17 protein-coding genes are annotated in these 17,736 nt (G+C 42.6%); 6 read left to right on the top strand and 11 right to left on the bottom strand.

The features are described 5' to 3' along the window. Positions 1–179 precede the first annotated feature (179 nt). The 9 genes from QM629_RS08500 to QM629_RS08540 form a co-directional block, all read right to left on the bottom strand. Complete coding sequence (locus tag QM629_RS08500) at positions 180–1,199, bottom strand: chorismate synthase (RefSeq protein WP_415159151.1); 1,020 nt, start codon at positions 1,197–1,199, stop codon at positions 180–182. After that, complete coding sequence (locus tag QM629_RS08505; RefSeq protein WP_415159153.1) at positions 1,196–1,951, bottom strand: zeta toxin family protein; 756 nt, start codon at positions 1,949–1,951, stop codon at positions 1,196–1,198. Before QM629_RS08505 ends, QM629_RS08500 begins: the two co-directional genes overlap by 4 nt. Then, entirely contained in the window at positions 1,926–2,123 is a 198-nt protein-coding gene (locus QM629_RS08510; RefSeq protein WP_415159155.1) for a hypothetical protein, read from the bottom strand. Before QM629_RS08510 ends, QM629_RS08505 begins: the two co-directional genes overlap by 26 nt. A 22-nt stretch (positions 2,124–2,145) precedes the next feature. Next, complete coding sequence (gene aroA, locus QM629_RS08515; RefSeq protein WP_415159157.1) at positions 2,146–3,453, bottom strand: 3-phosphoshikimate 1-carboxyvinyltransferase; 1,308 nt, start codon at positions 3,451–3,453, stop codon at positions 2,146–2,148. Between the two features lie 552 nt (positions 3,454–4,005). Further along, positions 4,006–4,170: a hypothetical protein gene (locus QM629_RS08520; RefSeq protein WP_415159159.1), complete on the bottom strand. Its 165-nt coding sequence runs from the start codon at positions 4,168–4,170 to the stop codon at positions 4,006–4,008. A 30-nt stretch (positions 4,171–4,200) separates the two neighbouring features. Next, on the bottom strand, positions 4,201–5,229 hold the full coding sequence (gene aroB, locus QM629_RS08525; RefSeq protein WP_415159183.1) for a 3-dehydroquinate synthase: 1,029 nt from the start codon (positions 5,227–5,229) through the stop codon (positions 4,201–4,203). A gap of 76 nt (positions 5,230–5,305) precedes the next feature. Beyond that, positions 5,306–6,394, bottom strand: a complete 1,089-nt coding sequence (locus QM629_RS08530) for a chorismate mutase (RefSeq protein ID WP_415159161.1) — start codon at positions 6,392–6,394, stop codon at positions 5,306–5,308. A gap of 252 nt (positions 6,395–6,646) precedes the next feature. Then, on the bottom strand, positions 6,647–7,135 hold the full coding sequence (locus QM629_RS08535; RefSeq protein WP_415159163.1) for a RidA family protein: 489 nt from the start codon (positions 7,133–7,135) through the stop codon (positions 6,647–6,649). 83 nt (positions 7,136–7,218) lie between these two features. Then, positions 7,219–8,535 carry a gluconate:H+ symporter gene (locus tag QM629_RS08540; RefSeq protein ID WP_415159165.1) on the bottom strand — a complete coding sequence of 439 codons (1,317 nt, stop codon included), beginning with the start codon at positions 8,533–8,535 and terminating at the stop codon, positions 7,219–7,221. Positions 8,536–8,772: 237 nt separating this feature from the next. Between QM629_RS08540 and QM629_RS08545 the strand changes: the two genes are divergently transcribed. Genes QM629_RS08545 through QM629_RS08560 form a run of 4 tightly spaced genes read left to right on the top strand, consistent with a single transcriptional unit; the run spans position 8,773 to position 13,427 of the window. Beyond that, positions 8,773–9,141 carry a response regulator gene (locus tag QM629_RS08545; RefSeq protein WP_415159167.1) on the top strand — a complete coding sequence of 123 codons (369 nt, stop codon included), beginning with the start codon at positions 8,773–8,775 and terminating at the stop codon, positions 9,139–9,141. A gap of 5 nt (positions 9,142–9,146) precedes the next feature. Next, the gene (locus QM629_RS08550) at positions 9,147–9,968 is read left to right on the top strand and encodes a CheR family methyltransferase (RefSeq protein WP_415159169.1); all 822 of its coding nucleotides are present in this window, start codon (positions 9,147–9,149) and stop codon (positions 9,966–9,968) included. Then, positions 9,950–10,531, top strand: coding sequence for a chemotaxis protein CheB (locus tag QM629_RS08555; RefSeq protein WP_415159171.1), 582 nt, complete (start codon positions 9,950–9,952; stop codon positions 10,529–10,531). The genes QM629_RS08550 and QM629_RS08555 overlap by 19 nt, the downstream gene beginning before the upstream one ends. A 22-nt stretch (positions 10,532–10,553) precedes the next feature. Next, positions 10,554–13,427, top strand: a complete 2,874-nt coding sequence (locus tag QM629_RS08560) for a PD-(D/E)XK nuclease family protein (RefSeq protein WP_415159173.1) — start codon at positions 10,554–10,556, stop codon at positions 13,425–13,427. 265 nt (positions 13,428–13,692) lie between these two features. Here the strand turns inward: QM629_RS08560 and QM629_RS08565 are convergent, their stop codons facing one another. Next, positions 13,693–14,097, bottom strand: a complete 405-nt coding sequence (locus tag QM629_RS08565) for a type II toxin-antitoxin system VapC family toxin (RefSeq protein WP_415159175.1) — start codon at positions 14,095–14,097, stop codon at positions 13,693–13,695. Positions 14,098–14,099: 2 nt separating this feature from the next. Next, positions 14,100–14,372, bottom strand: coding sequence for an AbrB/MazE/SpoVT family DNA-binding domain-containing protein (locus QM629_RS08570; protein ID WP_415159177.1), 273 nt, complete (start codon positions 14,370–14,372; stop codon positions 14,100–14,102). Between the two features lie 427 nt (positions 14,373–14,799). Here QM629_RS08570 and QM629_RS08575 point away from each other — a divergent pair, with 427 nt between their 5' ends. Together QM629_RS08575 and QM629_RS08580 are read left to right on the top strand one after the other, a co-directional pair. Further along, entirely contained in the window at positions 14,800–16,239 is a 1,440-nt protein-coding gene (locus QM629_RS08575; protein ID WP_415159179.1) for a hypothetical protein, read from the top strand. A 189-nt stretch (positions 16,240–16,428) separates the two neighbouring features. Next, complete coding sequence (locus QM629_RS08580; protein WP_415159181.1) at positions 16,429–17,244, top strand: universal stress protein; 816 nt, start codon at positions 16,429–16,431, stop codon at positions 17,242–17,244. Positions 17,245–17,736 lie beyond the last annotated feature (492 nt).

Here is a 17,736-nt window from a genome sequence, read left to right on the forward strand (position 1 = left end):
TAATCGCACTTATACACTACATGAGATTGCTTCTTATACTTGCTCATGCAGCAAATTTAAACATACGGCATAGCCACGAGTACATAACCACCGCCAAAGGCGGTGGTTTTTCGAGAACTAATAAAAACAACCATTGTAAAAAAGCATTTTTTACAATGGGCTGCAAACCTACGGAAAAGCTAAGAAAGGATGCGGGGAATGCGTTGTTCGAGCAGCAGTAAATCTGCGAGCACCATGGCGGTGATGGCTTCGAGCACCACGGGAACGCGCAGGGCAATGCAGAGGTCGTGGCGGCCTTTTACGGAGAAACTTTCTATTTCGTTGGTTTCCCAGTTAAGCGTTTGCTGCTCTTTTGGCGTGGATGATGTGGGCTTGATGGCGATGCGGAATACAAGCTCATTGCCATTGGTGATGCCGCCCACAATGCCGCCGGCATAATTGGTTTTTGTTTTACCGCCTGCATCTATGATGGCATCGTTGTGCTCAACGCCAAACATTTTTGCGGCGGCGAAGCCGGCGCCAAACTCAATACCCTTTACGGCAGGAATGGCGAATACCGCATGCGCTAATAAACTTTCTGCGCTGTCAAAAAATGGCTCACCGAGCCCGAGCGGCAAATTGCTTACACGGCATTCTACGATGCCGCCAATGGAATCCTTGGCGGCAATGGCTTTTTGAAGGCCGCTTTCGAGGTCGGTTTCACCGCCGATTTCAAGAATCTGCGACCTCACCCCTAACCCCTCTCCAAAGGAGAGGGGAACGTGGGCCAACAACTTCTTTGCCACAACACCAACCGCCACCAAACACACCGTTAGCCTGCCGCTGAAATGGCCGCCGCCACGGTAATCTTCAAAACCGCCAAACTTTTTGTGCGCTACAAAATCGGCGTGGCCGGGGCGTGGCACGGCACGCTGTTTTGCATAATCGCCGGAACGGGTATTGTTGTTTTCAAAAAGAATGGTGAGCGGTGCGCCTGTAGTTTTATTGTTGAAGATGCCGCTTTTAAAAATGGGCAGATCGCTTTCCTGCCTTGGCGTAGTGCCTTTTTGCATACCGCCTTTGCGGCGTTCAATATCTTCTAAAAAATCTTCTACGGCTAATGACAGGCCGGCAGGAATGCCGTCAATGTTTACACCAACACTTTCACCATGCGATTCACCAAAAATGCTTACCCGGAATATGCGGCCAAATGCGTTCATAATTTTTCTTTATCTAAAATGCTTTTTATCCAAAGTGGTATATTGTTGTCGTATATTTTTTCAAGTTTGCCCTGCGCAAATGAAACAATTAATCTCATTGATGCCCCGGAGTTATCCAGCACAAATATCCTGTCAAACAAAGAAAGATTGTTTTTAAGCAAATCCACACTTCTCGTAAACCTTGCAGCCAACTTTTTTTCAGGAACAAAATGCCCGCCTTTTTTTACCCTTGTTGCTATTCGCATCTTATTAATCTGGGGATCGATAGTTGCGATGAAGTATAAGTATGTTTTATATCCTTTCTTACGCGCTGTTTTCACAAGGTCAATCTTGCTTGCATGCGACATTACTGTTTCAGTAGTAAACGCATGATTATTATGGATAAGCCAGTAGCGGAAAAATGCTGTGAGCAAAGCCACGCATTCATTCGATATTTTTTTCCCTGGAAAAGTTAACGTGTAAGTATTGATTTGAATTTTATTTATTTCATCAGCAATTTTAAAATCATCAATAAACTTTTTTGAGCTTGAAAGTTTGACGAATTTTTTAAAGCTTTTTGCATCAGGTATAAAACCAATTTGTTGAAAGTCAAGAATGCCAGTTTTATTAATCGTGGAGAGAATTTCATCGGCATTAATCCAAACACCTGTAAACAGCAAATCTTTTAGCAGGTAATATAATGTTGTTTTGCCTGAACCATTGGGGCCTGCAATAATCCTTATCCTTTTAGCTTTGTTCCGCTTTGCGGCCATTCACGATTTTTTTAATGATTTTTTTTTGCCCTTTTTTGTTGAATTCAACAATACAATCGCCTTCAGCAACCACAACAGGCAAATCAAGGGCAAAGTTTTCTTCAATAGCTTTTGCGCCGGCAATCTTTCCTGCTTCAATAATCAGTTTAGCTTCTTCATAACCTGGATGCATCTTGAAAAATTATACGATGAAATTACTCAAAATTTACAGAAGCGCCGAGGTGCTGTAAATGATTATAAAAATCAGGATATGATTTATTAATAGCTTCTGCCACTTCAATAGTTGTTTCGCCATCAGCTTTTAATGCCAGCAAAGCGCACATCATGGCAATGCGGTGATCGTGGTGCGAATGAACCGTTGCGGCTTTGATGGCGGTGGTTCCTTCAATCTCCATAACATTATCCTTCAATACAACTTTTATATTCATTTTACCCAACTCTTCCTGTATAGTTAAGGCACGGTTGCTTTCTTTATGCGCCAGGCGATGAACGCCGGTAATTTTTGTTATGCCTTTGCAACAGGCAGCTAATGCAGCCAGCGGAGGAAAGAGGTCCGGACAATCTGTGGCATCCAACTCAAAAGCGACACCCCCGGCCCCTAGGGGGGAGGAAGAAACTTCAATCTCCTTCTCCCGAATTATTACCTGAGCCCCCGAACTTTCCAATGCTTCGAGTATTTTTTTATCTGCCTGCGTTGAAGCAATGTTTAAACCGGCCACTTTTATATTGCCGGCAACAGCGCCAAACACCAATAAAAATGCGCCGCCGCTCCAGTCGCCTTCTACAGTATAATCAACAAAATCGCTGTGTTCCGTATCGGGCGTTTCCTCAAAATAAAAGGCTTCGTAGTTGCGGTTTTCGGGCACTTTTAATAAGAAAGATTCCATTACGCTTAAAGTAAGGTCAATATATGGCCTGCTTTTAAGATTGGTGACGCTGATGGTTACATTCTTTGCATCCAATGCGGAATATGCCAGCAATAAACCTGTAAGAAACTGCGAGCTTAATGAGCCGTCAATTGTAATGTCTTTTGGCTGTAATGGGCCTTGTATTTTTATGGGGAGCTTACCCTTATTTGATGCAATTTCAACGCCGAGCTGCGGCATTACTTCATCAAAAAAATCCATCGGGCGTGTAAGCAAACTGCCTTCGCCATTTATCAGCATTTCATCGTTGCTTAAAGCAACTATTGGCGTGAACATGCGAATGCCCAAACCTGCTTCCCCATTATTCACAACAGATGAAACGGGTTTAACGCCGTTGCTGATTATTTGCAGGCTGCCATCATCATTTTCATTTACCGTTGCCCCTAAAGCCTTTATCACGTTCAATCCTGCAATATCATCATTGCTTTTGCCGGGGTTGCGGATAATGCTTTCGCCTTTTCTTACCAATGCTGCCGCACAGGCCCGCTGCATGGAGCTTTTGGAAGCGGGGGCGTGAACACCCCCATCCCCTAAAGGGGGGTTATTAAATCCCAAACCTTTTATGATTGCTTTCATTTTATTCTGCTATTTCTAAATCCGGATAGTTATAAATAAACATCTTTATTGCGTTTACGGCAAAATCGTCAATATTGCGATAAGTTTATTAACAAGCAATAAGGCACTGTTACTTTTGTTTATTATCCTTTTAAACTTTTTTGTTAGAATAAAAACATCCATCAGGTACTCATAAATCCTGTATCGCTGCGTGACTGCTTTAGATTCTTTATACTTTTTTGTTACAGTGAGAGAAGCCAGGTAACCAAAAGATGCCAGTGGTTCTTTTTCAAGAAGCCAAAGTATGATATTGATGCTGGTTCTTAAAATTGGCTGAAAATTAAAATCGTTTAAAACCAGGTTAAACCGCAAGTCATCATTTTTTCTATGTGAAGGATAAAATTTTACCACGAATATTTTGTACCTGTATTCTTCTGCAATAAATATAAAATATATATCTTCTTTTTACGGCCTTGAAATCAAAAATATATTCTGTAAGAAAATCGCCTTTTTCCTGCTGAGGATTTATTTGTATAAGTTTGAAATTATAGGACGTATCAAACATGCCGGATGCTAAATAAGAAACTTGTAAGCTTTATTACGGCGGGCATTGATTTCCTTATCAGCCACAATATTAAATGTTATTTTTTTACTATTAGCTTCGACAGTTATGGAAGAATTCTTTTTCTCCTTCACTAAATCAACTTGTTTCTTTTTGTAAGTTTTTGCCGCTTTCATAAATCAAATTTACAAAAACCACCGCTCATTCTAAACCTTTTCCAACTGCGTTATTATGCCTTCCACTTCATCAATGCTAATCGGCTGCACAACCGCTTTTCCAATTTTCTGCAGCAGCACGTAATTAATCACATCTTTCACTTTCTTCTTATCGGCCTTCATCACATCAATCACTTTTTTTGCCTTGTAGGATTGATGCACCGGCAAACCATATTTCTTTATCAGTTCCACAACACGATTGGTATCTTTAAACCCCTGGCAGGCTTCAGATATCATGCAGGCCATCACCATGCCAACAGCCACTGCATAACCATGCGATAGTTTATACGTGTTTTCAATAGCATGACCAAATGTATGCCCGAAATTCAGCAGCTTCCTGTCGCCCGTTTCAAATTCATCTTTAATAACCACCTTCGTTTTTAATAAAGCGTTGCGCTGAATCAAATCGCACAACAAGGTTTTCTTCGACCGGTATTTCTTCAGGCTGTATGCTTCCAGGTCTTTGAACATGGCCGCATCTTTTATGCAGGCATGTTTAATGATCTCGGCAAAACCGTTCTGCCATTCCATTTCAGGAAGTGTATTCAGGAAAACAAGGTCATGCAAAATAAAGGATGGCTGGATAATGGTGCCAACCATATTCTTATACACGCCTACATCAATGCCGTTCTTGCCGCCAATGGAGGCATCAACCATAGCAAGAATAGTTGTGGGAACAAAACCAAACTGAATGCCACGCATATAAATGCCCGCAATATAGCCGGTCATATCTGTAGTAACACCACCGCCCACGCCTATCAATGTTGTTTTGCGGTCTGCGCCAAAAGCTATCAGTTGCTTAATAACGGCATCAACCGCCGGCTGTTGCTTATATTTTTCTCCTGATTTTAAAACAATCGTCTTCCAGTCTTTAAACCTTTTTGCATGGTGGGTAAAAACAGTTTCGTCAACAAGCATTACTGCATGTTGCACATCAACAAACTCTTTCAAGTAAGAAATGCCCGCGGCAAAATAAAATGTAGTGGAAGATGTATTGAAGTTTACCTTTTTAATGTTCATTTCACGCAAAGAAGCAAAGTTTGCGAATACGCAAACTCCTTTTCAGGTTTACAAAACTCCCCTTCAGGAATGGGGCTTAATCATTCATTATCTTATTCTGATGCGCTATACTTTCCATGTGTATTGCGTCAAAATATTTGGTAATAAATTCTTTGCTTAAGCCAAGCTTTTCTCCTTTGATGTAGGCCCTTTCCAAAACCGCATTCCAGCGATTGGTTTGAAGTATCGTGATATTATTATCTTTTTTATACCGGCCGATTTTTTCAGATACTTTCATGCGCTGACTGAGTATCTGCAACAACTCATCATCTAAATGATTTATCTGCTGGCGCATTTTTTCCATTGCTGCATGATATTCTTCACTGGCCACATCTTCTTTTCTCCAACTGATTGCACTTAGCATATCACCGAGCGCTTCCGGCGTAATTTGTTGCTTGGCATCGCTCCAGGCCTGGTCTGGCGTAATATGGCTTTCGATGATCAAACCATCATAATCAAGGTCAATTGCCTCCTGGGCAACCTCCTGCAAAATATCCCTGCGGCCGCAAATATGCGAAGGATCGTTTATCAGCATCATGCCGGGGTTGCGGCGTTTCATTTCAATTGCCAGGTGCCACATAGGCGCATTGCGGTATTCCGAATTGCCATAAGAGCTAAAGCCGCGATGTATGAGGCCAATTTGTTTAATGCCGGCTTTTGCCACGCGCTCAACCGCACCAATCCACAATTCAAGATCAGGATTGATGGGGTTCTTTATTAATACCGGCACATCAACGCCACGCAAAGCATCGGCCACTTCCTGTACGCTGAAGGGATTAACGGTGGTGCGGGCGCCTATCCATAAAACATCAACACCAAAATGCAAAGCATCTTCCACCTGTTTGCCGGTTGCCACTTCCACTGTTATGGGCAAACCGGTAAGTTGTTTGGCCTTCTGCATCCAGGGCAAACCTTTGGTGCCAACGCCTTCAAAACTGCCGGGGCGTGTGCGCGGTTTCCATATACCGGCACGCAGCATATCTACTTTTCCTGTTTTGTGTAAACGAACGGCTGTTTCAACCACCTGTTCTTCTGTTTCGGCGCTGCACGGGCCTGAAATAACCAGCGGCCTTTTATTCCACACCGCCTGTGTAACCTCTTTCATACTTACTTCTGTTGCTTGCATTTTTTCGATGTTTATTTTTATGTAGCCGGCTGTAGTAGCAATGGCATCGTTTATTGTGCCTGTCCCGAACCTGATTCGGGGTCACTCGCTTGTACGTTCTCCGATCTTATTCGGTAAAGCCTGCTCTTTAAAGGGCAGCTAAATTACTATAAATAACTCTTTTTTAAAGATATTTATAGGAATACTAACTAAACAACTGTTAGTTCACCAATGCAGCCGCAGCTTTATTTTGAGGAAAATAAAAGCATTTATTTATACAGGATACACGGCAAACTGTGCGTTCTCCAGCTCAAACACGGCTTCAATCTCAACGGGTATATTGCCTGGTAAAGAGCCCATGCCAACGGCGCTGCGCACACCCACGCCATTATCGCTGCCCCACACGCTGGCAAACAATTCGCTGCAGCCATTAATGATATATGGATGCTTTTCGAAACCGGGCGTGGCGGCCACCATGCCAAACACTTTTATAACCCTTTTAATATGGTTGAACGAACCAAGATTCTGTTTAAGTGTAGCCAGAATGGCGAGGCCCACCTGCTGTGCGGCCTGCTTGCCTTCCTCTTCATTCAGGGTGTCGCCTACCCGGCCTTTAATTAAAGTTTTATCCGGCAGCAAGGGCCCATGCCCGGATACATATACAAGGTTGCCAATAATTAAAAACGGTTTATACACGCCAAGTGGAAGCGGCGCAGGCGGCAGTTGTAATTTCAGTTGTTCAAAACGTTCATCAGGAGTCATTTGTATTTACAATTTTTGATTTACAATGTACGATTTACACCAGCTTCTTTGCTCACAGCTCATGGCTCACAGCTTTCTATTCATCAATGCAAAAATGCGTTTAATATAAACACACCGATCAATCCCACAACAGAAACAACCGTTTCCATCACGCTCCATGTTTTGAGGGTATCTTTCAGGCTCAGATTAAAATATTCCTTAAACAACCAAAAGCCACCATCATTTACATGACCGAATATCAAACTGCCGGCGCCTGTTGCCAGCACCATCAGGTTAGGATCAACGCCGCTTGTTGCAATAATGGGCGCAATTATGCCGGCCGTAGTTAGTCCGGCAATAGTGGCAGAGCCTAATGCAATGCGAATAACCGCGCTTATCGTCCAGGCCGCCAGCAAAGGATGCACATGAAAATTTTCAAGCAGGCCGGCTATTTGCGTATTGATGCCCGTTTCGGTAAGAATTTCTTTCATCGCCCCTGCGCCTGCCAGTATCAGCAGTATAGCCGCAATATCTTTTATTGAGTCTGTAATATGGCTCATAAGCACTCCCATCGGTTTGTTTTTTCTTAAACCAAGGCTATATAATGCATACAATACAGATATAACCATGGCAATTGGGGGGGCGCCAACGCTAATAAAAAATTTTGTAATGATGTTTTGCTCCTGAACAAACTGCTCGCAAACCGTAGCTGTGGCAATTAATAATACGGGCAGAAATGTGGCAAACAAGCTGTTTGCAAAAGAGGGAAGCTGGCCTTCAGGCAGGTCTTTTGATGCAAATGTGCCTGGCGGCTGACCGGCATATTTTTTTAACCGGGTCGCAAATAACGGCCCCGCAATTATTACAGCCGGTATGGCAACCAGCACGCCATAAAACATTGTCAATCCCAAATCGGCATTAAATTGTTTTACCAATGCTGTTGGCGCAGGGTGCGGTGGTAAATAACCATGCGTTACAGATAAAGCAGCCACCACCGGCAAGCCAATATATACCACGGGAATATTATACCGCTTTGAGAGGGTGATAATAAGCGGCACCATCAGTACAAAACTTACATCAAAAAATAATGGAAGGCCTACAATGAATGCCGTTAGCACCATGGCCCACAGCAGGTATTTTTTGCCAAACATATATACCAGCTCTGTGGTAATCTTTTGGGCAGCGCCGCTTTCCGCAATCAGCTTGCCAAGCATGGCGCCCATGCAAAGTATAATGCTGAGAGAGCCCAGTATGCCGCCAATGCCTTTTTCCATGGCCGTTACTATATCCGGCACAGGCATTCCGTTGGCCATGCCCATCAGTATGGAAACGATAAGAAAGGCAAGAAAAGCATTAAGCCTGGCGGAAGTTATAAGAATTATCAGCAAAATAATTCCCGCAAGCAGTATGATAAACGGCATAGTTTATTATAATAAGCGAATAAAGATAAGGGTTGCCATAGTTAATCAGTATAGTTTACTTAAAGTTCACAAGTTCAAAGGTTTACGGGTTCACTTGTTCACGGGCTGTTTGGCAGGTTTTCTTTGCAATAAATTGTACAGCACATCCTGCATAACGTACCAAGGAAGAATAAATTCATTTACAAAAACATTCTATCAACTTCGCATACATTTAATTTGTGAAAAAAACAGTACAGCTTGAAACAGGTTTTAATAATAGACGATGACCTGCGCAACACCTTTGCGCTTTCTGCCGTGCTTAAAGCAAAAGGTTATGCCGTTGCCATAGCCAACAATATGGTAGAGGCATTTGCCATACTCGAAAAACAGGCAAATAAAACTGGCATTATTCTTTTGGATATGATGATGCCGGGCATGGATGGTTATGATGCCATACCTGTATTAAAATCAACAAGGGACTATAAAAATATTCCTGTTGTTGCCGTTACGGCGCAGGCTATGGCAGGCGACCGTGAAAAATGCCTGGAAGCCGGCGCCGATGATTACATGCCGAAACCGGTGGATGTTGACCTGCTGATAGAAATTTTAGATGAATGCCTTAAATAATTTGCGTGGAAGCTATAACAGTGAAGGAAGCCGAAGTTGAATTATTAATAAATGAACTGGTATGGCGTTATGGTTACGATTTTACAAATTATGCAAGAGCCTCGCTGCGCAGGCGCATCAACCGCCTTATTACCATTGACCGCATTCCAAGCTTTGCAGAATTGATTTACCGTGTAAAAAATGACGCAGATTACCTTACACACCTGGTTGAAGAAATTACGGTAAATGTTACCGAAATGTTCCGCGACCCTTTTATGTTTAAAATTATCCGCGAAAAAGTGTTGCCGGTGCTGGCCACGCATCCTTTTATACGAATATGGCATGCCGGTTGCGCAACAGGTGAAGAAGTATATTCCATGGCCATATTGCTGGAAGAAGCCGGCCTGCTGCATAAGTCTTTAATTTATGCAACAGATTTAAACCCGTCCGTAATTGAGAATATACAGAGAGGTATTTTCCCGCTAAACCGTATGCAGCAGTATTCTGAGAATTATGTGCTTTCCGGCGGCAAAAAAGATTTTTCTTCTTTTTATACAGCGCAGTATGGCTTTGCCAAGTTTAACCACCTGCTTAAAAAAAAGATGATAACGGCCACACACAATCTGGTATCAGACAGGTCGTTTAATGAATTCCAGGTAATATTTTGCCGCAACGTGCTTATTTATTTTGATAAAATATTGCAGGATAAGGTTTTGAAGCTTTTTGATGACAGCCTGGAAAAACTCGGTTTTCTTATTCTTGGCTCAAAAGAAAATGTACGCTTTTCGCCTGTAGCCAGCAAATTTGTTCAGGTAGAGAAAGAAAAAATATGGCGCAAGGTAGAATAACAAAATATCAACTCATTGTGGTTGGCGGTTCAGCCGGCAGCCTTGAAGCCGTTTTAAAGATAGCAGAAGTATTGCCTGTGCACCAAAAGATTGCTGCGCTGATAATTGTGCACCGCAAGAACGACGCTAAATCCATACTGGCCAGCCTGCTGTCGGCAAGAACACATTTTGCAGTAAAGGAAATAGAAGATAAAGAGCGTATTTTGCCCGGCTGCATTTATATAGCGCCTGCCAACTATCATGTATTATTTGAGAACAAAAGCCAGTTCTCGCTCGACTCATCAGAGAAAGTTAATCATTGCCGCCCGAGCATTGATGTAAGTTTTGAATCGGCGGCCGAAGTTTTTGGCGAAACCGTTATTGCCATATTATTATCCGGCGCCAATGCAGACGGCGCCGCCGGCATCCATAAAATAAAACAGGCAGGCGGTTTCACCATTGTACACGACCCGGCATCGGCGGAAGTGGATTTTATGCCGCAACAGGCGCTGGAGCAAATGAAGCCTGATAAAGTTTTAAGCAGCACAGCAATAGCGGCATTCCTGAAACAGCTGCTTCAATAAATACCCAAGAAGATAGTACAGCATGAAGCCTTTTTTAAAAATAGTGGCGGAAGACCTGGTTAAAAAGTTTGGCTTACGCATTCAGCATTGCGCCATCGTGTTCAACAACAAACGGCCGGCCGTGTATTTGCAGAAGTATCTGGCCGACACTATTCAAAAACCTTTCTTCAGCCCTTCCATATTCACCATCCAGGAATTTTTTAATGAAGCCGTGGAAGAAAAGCCCGCCGATTTTTATATGCAGTTCTTTTCACTGCTTGGCATTTATAACCAATTGCTGGCCGAAGAAGGTTTGCCGCCATTAAAAAGCAGCCAGTTCTTTGGCCTGGCAAAAGTTGTGCTCAATGATTTTAACCAGATAGACAACGACCTGGTGGACGCAGATAAACTGTATAAAGAACTGGAAGATATTTCCACCATCAACCTTGAATTTGATTATCTCACGCCGGAACAATATGCATTCCTCTCGCAGTTCTGGCAGTCGTATTCTGAAGGCCGGCATAAAAAACAGCAGGAATTATTTATACAGATGTGGCGCCGCATGCCTGCCTTATATCATCGTTTTCATGCAGCGCTGGCAGAGAAAAAATATATCACGCATGGCGGCGCTTACCGGAAGCTGGCGGGCATGGGAACTGATGAAATGCATTTCCTTAAAAAGTTTGAAAAAGGCAGTATCATCTTTATTGGTTTTAATGCGCTTACCCGCGCCGAAGCGCAACTGTTCATTAAACTGCAGGATGCCGGCAAAGCTTTGTTTTATTTTGATGCTGATAGTTATTATTTGAATGACGGCCAGCAGGAAGCAGGCTATTTCCTGCGCAGGAATATTAACCAGTTGCACCTGAAAAACGAATTGGCGGCGCCGGTTGATTTGATGCGGGCGGCGCCGCATACAGCAGATGTATATAAAGTGCAGGGACAGGCTGCCCAGGCCAAAATACTTAACCATATTCTGGATGCTGATTATGCACAGCAAACAGAAGCAGATGCGGTGGCAGTAGTGCTGGCTGATGAGGCGCTGCTGATACCGGCGCTGCAAACAATCCCTTCCGGCATACAGGGAAAGCCTGTAACCCTGAATGTAACCATGGGTTTTCCACTGGGCATCTCAACCGTGTTCGGGCTGGCCGACCTGTGGCTGAGCTGCCAGTTGGAAATGTTCAATAACAGGCATACAATAAAGCCATCATCAACCCATATTTCTTTCCAGCACCTGGAATCTTTTCTCACGCACCCCCTTACCGGCGTGAGCGAAAAAATGAAAAGCAAGATCAGGAAGGCTTTGATTGAAGAAAACATTGTGCAGGTAGAACAAAGCCGTTTAATAAGGCAGGGCGGCATGCTGAACAAATTCTTCACGCAGGCAGAACAGCCGAAACAACTGATAACAGCGTTATCGGGTGTATTGAATGATGTGCTGAACAATCTCTCCCGCCAGCGGCAACTAAAAAACATAGATGCAGAATTGTTTGTAACAACTATTCATGAGCTCAACCGGCTTAACGATAACATAAAAGATTATCTTGAAAATGAAGAGCTGCCTTTTGTAACAGCACTTGTGCAAAAAGCATTGCAAAGCATCCGTGTTCCGCTCAGCGGCGACCCATTGCAGGGCATTCAGCTAATGGGTTTGCTGGAAACACGCAGCCTTAACTTTAATAAACTGGTGTTCCTTGGTTTTAACGAAGGCATTATTCCCAAAACATCCATCGGCAGCAGTTTTATTCCTGATAGTTTGCGAAGGGTGTATGGCCTGCCGGTGCTGGAAAACCTGGATGCTGTTTCGGCGTATATGGTATATCGTTTATTGCAGCGGGCCGAACATATTTCCATCGTATATAATTGCTTAACGGATGAGACCAACAATGGTGAGCCCAGCCGTTTTTTAAAGCAGCTGGAATACGAAAGCGGTTTCAGTTTCAAATATTTTGAACTGGATTTACCGGTGCAAACGCAGGAAAAACAAACGATAGAGATTGATAAAAAGAACCCGGTGGTGAAAGAACGTTTGCAGCGCTATCTTACCAAAGAAAAAACTTTGTCGCCTTCCGCCATTACCACATATATCGCCAACCCGATTGACTTCTTTTTCCGTTATGTGGCGAACATTAAAGAGCCCAAAGAAGTAACACCCGTAGTGGAAGCGAATGAAATAGGCTCCATGCTGCATGCCGCGATGGAAGATTTTTATCGCCCGATGTTAGGGAAGGAAGTCACGAAAGAATGGATACAGGATCGCCTTAAGCAAAAAGAGGCGCTTATTAAAAGAGCTTTTGCCAAAGTGCGTAATACGCCGCATGCAGATACGTATGAATTTTCAGGCATGCAGCAGGTGGTGCTGGCCATAGTGGAAGCATATATCAATATTATTGCCGGCCGCGATGAGGAAGAGGCGCCGTTTACCATTATAGCACTGGAGGAAAAAATAAATGCGGAAATACCTTTTCAGTTAAAAGGACAGCAGCAAAGCATTAAAATATTTGGCATTGTTGACCGTATTGATATAAAGAATGGCGCCACAAGAATTGTGGATTATAAAACCGGTAAAGATGAGCTGGCCTTTCATGCCATAGACAAGCTGTTTGATACCAACGATAAATACATTAACAAGGCGCTGATACAAACCATGATCTATGCAGATGCATACGAAAAAAAATCCGGCAGCCGGTATGTGCAGCCGGTATTATATGTGGTGCGCAGCATGAAGGAAAACGGCATTGTTTTTTCATCCAACAGAAAAGACCTGGAAGGCCCTTACCTGGCCGAATTAAAACCCGCATTCCTTGCGGGGCTTGAAAGCAAGCTGGCTGAATTGTTTAATGAAGACATTCCCTTCAAGGCGAGTGAAGTGGCGGATAATTATAGGTATTCGGTTTATACAACGCTGTTTTAGGGTATATTCTTTACTTTTTGTTTCTCAGGTAACAATTTTTTCTGTACTTTTTTCTTGATAAAAAAATACCAGAAAATCAAGAACGAATGATATTCAGCACATCCGTTCATTCGCCTTTATGTAGCTCTTGCAGTGCATATTTTTTTAGCAGTTGAGCATTGACCTTGCAAATAAAAAAACAACCACTTGCAATCATTCCCGTGAAAACGGGAATCTTATTCTTTCAGACTTCCTGGCTTTTCTTTTTACTTACCTGCAATTAATCTTACAGATACTTTACCTTAAAATCCCTTTCGCCATTCAACACATCAAACTCATCATCGCCAGTTATTAATGTAGCTTTTCTTTTAATAGTTAATGCAGCCGCAAAGGCATCGGCATAGGAAACAGAATATTTCGCTTTAAGTTTTGCAGCAATAAATGTAAATTCCAAATCTGCATCAATTATACGAACAGGAAACTGGCGCATAGCCTTCCAAACTAATTCTGCTTTAGCGGCACCGTCTTTTCTTGAAGACATATAATAAACTTCACCCGCATTAATACAGGTCAGATATAATTCATGCTTGTCAGCGGCAGCTTCGTTCAATAACTGCTCAACTTTTTCGCCCCCTTTTTCATTTCTGAAATAAGCAAGTAAAGCATAACTGTCTAATACATAATGCGCCATGGCTATTTTAGTTTTTTAGTTTTAGCCGGCACTCTCAGTTTCCTTTCTTCCCTCTTTTCCTCCGCTTTCATTTGATGCATTTCTTCTTTCAGGCTGCCTGTTGATTTCAGTATTCCTTTAAAAGATTTAAAATAGTTTTCGTTCATGGGGCGAATAATTACTCCGTTATCTGTCTCTTCAAAAATTATTTTAACGCCTGATTGTATTCCGTATTTATTCCGGATACGTTTTGGGATTAATAACTGCCCTTTTATGGTTAATACAGATGTTTCCATGTTATAACTTATTGCTACAAATATACATAAGTAATAAAATTTAAAAAGGTATTACTATTTATTTTTTTCACCCAATTTTTAAAGCAGCTTGACAAATACACCATGGAATAAAAAAGTGGTTCCAACCTGAAACTATCTCGGTTTCCTTTAAAACAATTTGTATGGAACCCTCTCCAGGATTGCTGTTTGAATGCTTGAATTATCTTGCTGTTTAATTCTATCAGGGTGTATTTCAAATTTTCGCAGCCTGGTTGCCTGACTTCCATTCCCTAAAGGGGGAACTGTCCTGCTGATATCCCCTTTTAGAGGACAAGGGGTAAAACGAAAATTTGAAACGCACCCCTTCTACAACCGGGCAGTTTTTTCCACATAATAATTGTGTATCTTTCACACATAACTTTGCCGATTACTATAAAGCATTCATTGCATGACACCGCCCCAAAGCAGCAACATAGGAACCAAGCAGAAAGCGCTCGAAATAAACCTCGATCCTAAGATATACGGCACTTTTGCCGAAATAGGCGCCGGGCAGGATGTGGCGGCCAACTTTTTTAAGGCAGGCGCCTCATCCGGCACCATAGCCAAAACCATGTCGGCTTATGATATGATTTTTTCTGATGAAATTTATGGGGCCGAACCAAAGAAACGCTATGTAAGCGAGAGCAGGCTTATTAAAATGCTGGACAAGGAATATGGGCTGCTGATAGAACGCCTCCAGAAACAACGCGGCCTCTCTTCTACTTTTTTTGCTTATGCCAATACTATTGCCGCGCTTAATTATTATAAAACAAATACCGGCCATGGCTGGATGGGCGTCCGTTTTCAGTTAGAGCCCGGCGGCGCCTATAATGATGTGGTATTGCACGTAAAACTGCTGGATAACGATAACAACCTGCAGCAGCAGGCGGTGGGCATACTGGGTGTAAACCTTATCTATGCATGTTTCCGGTATTATCAAAACCCAACCCTGTTTCTGCTTTCATTAAGGGATGACCTGTCGAAAGACCGTATCCAGATTGATATGATCCGTTTTGAAGGTCCCGGTTTCACCAATGTGGATAACAGGCTGATGAGCCTGCACCTGGTAAAGCTTGCCTTTTCTGATGCTGCCGTTTTTGGCCCCGACGGCAAGAACCAGCAGCCCAGCGAGGTATTATATAAAAAAAATATCATGGTAGTGCGTGGCCGTTTCCGCCCGGTGATTAATGTGCATATTGATATGCTTGAAACCGGCATGAAACAGTTTTTGGAGGAGCCCGATGTTGACCCGGGTAATGTGGCAGTGCTTACAGAGCTTACTTTACAGGCTTTGAAGGAACGCAACTCAAATGAACTGGATGCCGATATAGATGAAAAGGATTTCCTCGACCGCGTTGATATCCTATGCTCGCTTGGCCAAACGGTAATGATCTCCAATTTTCATGAATACTATAAGCTGGTGGCCTATCTGTCTTCCATCACCAAATTAAAAATAGGCGTGGTGCTGGGTTATCCTAACCTGGAATATATTTTTTCCGAAGAACATTATACCAGTCTTCCCGGCGGCATACTGGAATCGTTTGCCACCCTTTTCAGCCGCAATGTAAAATTGTTTATTTACCCAACGATCCGGGATGGCATTATACAAACTTCCGGTCAGTTTCAACTAGCGCCGCATTTAATTGATCTCTACCGTTACCTTATTGCCAACAATAAGATTGAAGACATTCCCGATTATAACAAAAACAACCTGAACATTCAAACCGATAAAGTGCTCGAACTGATAAAAGCCGGCACACCGGGATGGGAAGAATTTGTGCCCGATGAAGTGGCGGCAATGATCAAAAGCCGTTGCCTGTTTGGTTATCCCTGCGAAGTGAAGATGTAGAAGTTTAAATGTTTACGGGTTCACAAGTTCACGAGTTATACTTATTTGCCTGAATCAACTTGTGAACATTGGAACGCGTGAACTATTAAACTCGCTTTTCGCTGATCGGTATCACTTTCACATTTGACCTGCATCATCTGCAAACCCTGTCTTACCTGTTACATTTACGCCTCATCAAAAACAGGGAATATGCAACTGATAATTACACCTACCGATTTTTCCCCCGCTTCCCGAAATGCATGTTTTTATGCAGCCAAAATGGCGGAGGCTGTTCATGCCCGCCTTTTATTGGTGCATGTGGTGGAATTGCCCGTGGCAATAACAGAATTTTCTGAAGTTGTTGACATGACCGAAGCTACCGGCGCAAAACCCAGGCTGCAGGAACTGCTGGATGCGTTATGCCTTGAAACAAACAACAATATTGATATTGAAGCGGCCATTGTTTCCGGCCATTTAGAAAAGGAACTAACAGAGCTGTGCAACCACAAAAAACCTTTTGCCGTTGTAATGGCCACAAACAGCCACAGTGCATTTGAACGTTTTTTTGAAGGCAGCACAACCGGGTATGCATCCCGCCATCTGCACTTCCCCGTAATAGTAGTGCCGGCAACAGCGCAGTATAAACCTGTAAATAAAATAGCGCTTGCTTCCGACCTGAAAAACCTGGACGCAATGCCGGCGCACGAAATAGAAACGATTGTTAAAAGCTTTAGTGCGGAACTGGAGATATTTCATGTGAGCAAACAATGGCAGGCCGCAAATGATAACTCCGTATCTGAATTATTTGAGCAACTGCTGCCAAACATCAGCTTCAAATTCTATTGCACGCAAAATGATGATATTTTAACAGCCATATCTTCCCTTAACAGGGCGCACGATATAGATATGCTGATAGTTATCCCGGGAAAGCAAAACCTCTTTCATAAATCCCAATCCGGCAATTTCATTTTTAACGGCCATATACCCACTATAGCTTTGCACGCAAATGATTTTATGAAAGCATGAATTGTCGTATTTAAAAAGGGGCAGCCGTGAGCGTGCCCCTGCATTGCTTACTATTCACCGCTGGCAACTTACACGTAATCTGCTTACAGAACAAGTGAACAATGTAACGGCTGAACATGCTATGCAGGTTAAGGTTGCGTGTGATATATCTAATAAGACTTCTTGCCTGTACATTTGCAGTACATCAAACTTTAATTGATGCAGGATATTGCCTGCATGCACCAATCCGATGTGCAATGAAAAAAATTATTTCACTCTTTTTTGTTTGTGCTGTTCTTGTAAAAAGTTTTGCCCAGCAACCATTAGATACGCTCAGTTACTTTCAAAACAATAAAAATATTTATAGGTTAATCGTAAAGCAAAACAATAAAACATTATACTATACTATATTGTCTAAATAATTCCGATTTTGTAACTTTGTTGAAAAACTATGAGTTACAAAATTTCCCTATCAGTAAAGGAACAAAGAGAATTAAAGGACCTATTACAAAA

The organism is Parafilimonas sp., from assembly GCF_047606085.1.
GTDB lineage: Bacteria > Bacteroidota > Bacteroidia > Chitinophagales > Chitinophagaceae > Parafilimonas.